Origin of the sequence: Streptococcus sp. (assembly GCF_019414905.1) — a bacterium.
GTDB lineage: Bacteria > Bacillota > Bacilli > Lactobacillales > Streptococcaceae > Streptococcus.
On record NZ_DXLC01000203.1, the window covers coordinates 1 to 2446 of the forward strand.

Below are 2446 nucleotides of genomic sequence, written 5' to 3' on the forward strand. Positions count from 1 at the left end.
AGTACAGCCTGCGGCTAGCTTCCTAGTTTGCTCTTTGATTTTCATTGAGTATAAAATGCAGAGAGTTGAGTTTTTTTTAAGGCAAATTTGGTATAATGGTTTTAATAAGGAGGAGTTTCTCATGATAAAAATCTTATTGGTTGAGGATGACCTAGGCCTGTCAAATTCAGTATTTGACTTTTTAGACGATTTTGCGGATGTCATGCAGGTATTTGATGGGGAAGAAGGTCTCTACGAAGCTGAAAGTGGCGTCTATGATTTGATTTTGCTCGATTTGATGTTGCCAGAAAAAAATGGCTTCCAAGTCTTGAAAGAATTGCGTGAAAAGGGAATTACGACTCCAGTTCTGATCATGACTGCCAAGGAAAGTTTGGATGACAAGGGACATGGATTTGAACTGGGAGCGGATGATTATCTGACCAAACCTTTCTACTTAGAAGAACTCAAAATGCGGATTCAAGCCCTTCTCAAACGTTCAGGCAAGTTTAATGAAAACACCTTGACTTATGGAAATATTGTAGTTAATTTGTCAACCAATACCGTTAAGGTTGAAGATACTCATGTCGAATTACTGGGGAAAGAGTTCGATTTATTAGTTTATTTCCTTCAAAATCAAAATGTTATTTTGCCTAAGACTCAGATTTTTGATCGTTTATGGGGATTTGATAGTGACACAACAATTTCAGTTGTCGAAGTCTATGTTTCAAAAATTCGTAAGAAATTAAAAGGAACCACTTTTGCAGAGAATTTGCAAACCTTGCGCAGTGTTGGGTATATTTTAAAAGATGTTCAGTAAACTAAAAAAAACATGGTATGCGGATGACTTTAGTTATTTTATCCGCAACTTTGGTGTCTTCACTCTGATTTTCTCCACCATGACTCTAATTATTTTGCAGGTCATGCACTCGAGTCTCTATACTTCGGTGGATGATAAGCTTCATGGACTGAGTGAAAATCCTCAGGCAGTTATTCAGCTTGCTGTAAATAGGGCGACAGAAGAGATTAAAGATTTGGAGAATGCGGCTACAGATACTAGTAAGACTGAGGTGAAACCCAATGTCAGTTCCAACACAGAAGTTATTCTTTTTGATAAGAATTTTACCCAGCTCCTTTCTGGAAATCGATTTTTGGGATTGGATAAGATTAAGTTAGAGAAAAAAGAACTAGGCCATATCTATCAGATTCAGGTTTTTAATAGCTATGGACAAGAAGAAATCTATCGCATGATATTGATGGAAACCAATATCAGTTCGGTTTCAACCAATATCAAGTATGCAGCTATCTTGATTAATACCAGTCAGTTGGAGCAGGCCAGTCAAAAGCACGAGAAATTGATTGTGATTGTGATGGCAAGTTTCTGGATTTTATCTTTACTTGCAAGTCTCTATCTAGCTAGGGTCAGTGTTAGGCCCCTGCTTGAGAGCATGCAGAAGCAACAGTCCTTTGTGGAAAATGCTAGTCATGAGTTACGAACTCCACTCGCAGTTTTGCAAAATCGCTTAGAGACCCTTTTTCGTAAGCCAGAAGCAACCATTATGGATGTGAGCGAAAGCATTGCCTCTAGTTTGGAAGAAGTCCGAAATATGCGTTTTTTGACGACAAACTTGCTGAACTTAGCTCGTAGAGATGATGGGATTAAACCGGAACTTGCAGAAGTTCCAACCAGTTTTTTCAATACGACTTTCACAAACTATGAGATGATTGCCTCGGAAAATGATCGTGTCTTCCGTTTTGAAAATCGGATTCATCGCACGATTGTCACAGACCAGCTTCTTCTGAAACAACTGATGACCATCTTATTTGATAATGCTGTCAAGTATACTGAAGAGGATGGTGAAATTGATTTTCTTATCTCGGCGACCGATCGCAATCTGTATTTACTTGTTTCTGATAATGGAGTCGGTATTTCGACAGAAGATAAGAAGAAAATTTTTGACCGTTTTTATCGAGTGGATAAGGCTAGAACCCGCCAAAAAGGTGGTTTTGGTTTAGGATTATCTCTGGCCAAGCAAATTGTAGATGCGCTTAAAGGAACCATTACTGTTAAAGATAATAAACCCAAGGGAACAATCTTTGAAGTGAAGATTGCTATCCACACACCATCTAAAAAGAAAAAATAAAAATATCGCTCCATATGGGGCGATATTTTTGATTACGTGACTTTCAGTCCGTTTCGCTAAGTCAGGTGTGAGACAGGCAAACCACCCGTTTTAGGGGTGATCATGATTAAAATAACATAAAAATCTTGACAGATAAACTTAAAAAAGGTAAACTATTTACTGGTTAATTAATTGGTTAAATAACCAGTTTATGAAAAAACTGTTTAACCGAGAAAAAGAAGTTAAGAAAAAGCTTCATCATTTATTGAAATGAGGGATTTATGAAATTCAGTAAAAAATATATAGCAGCTGGATCAGCTGTTATCGTATCCTTGAGTCTTTGTGCT

At 37.4% G+C, this 2446-nt stretch carries 2 protein-coding genes; both read left to right on the forward strand.

Features of this window, described 5'->3' with window-relative positions:
- Positions 1 to 121 precede the first annotated feature (121 nt).
- The gene (gene ciaR / locus QZ359_RS06150; protein WP_101785053.1) at positions 122 to 796 is read left to right on the forward strand and encodes a two-component system response regulator CiaR; all 675 of its coding nucleotides are present in this window, start codon (positions 122 to 124) and stop codon (positions 794 to 796) included.
- Entirely contained in the window at positions 786 to 2120 is a 1335-nt protein-coding gene (gene ciaH / locus QZ359_RS06155; RefSeq protein ID WP_153193329.1) for a two-component system sensor histidine kinase CiaH, read from the forward strand. Before ciaR ends, ciaH begins: the two co-directional genes overlap by 11 nt.
- The last annotated feature ends 326 nt before the right edge of the window (positions 2121 to 2446 follow it).

What these genes read in the sequence shown, in the direction of transcription:
- ciaR (WP_101785053.1), top strand. Translation starts at nt 122, where the DNA reads ATGATAAAAATCTTATTGGTTGAGGATGACCTAGGCCTGTCAAATTCA.
- ciaH (WP_153193329.1), top strand. Translation starts at nt 786, where the DNA reads ATGTTCAGTAAACTAAAAAAAACATGGTATGCGGATGACTTTAGTTAT.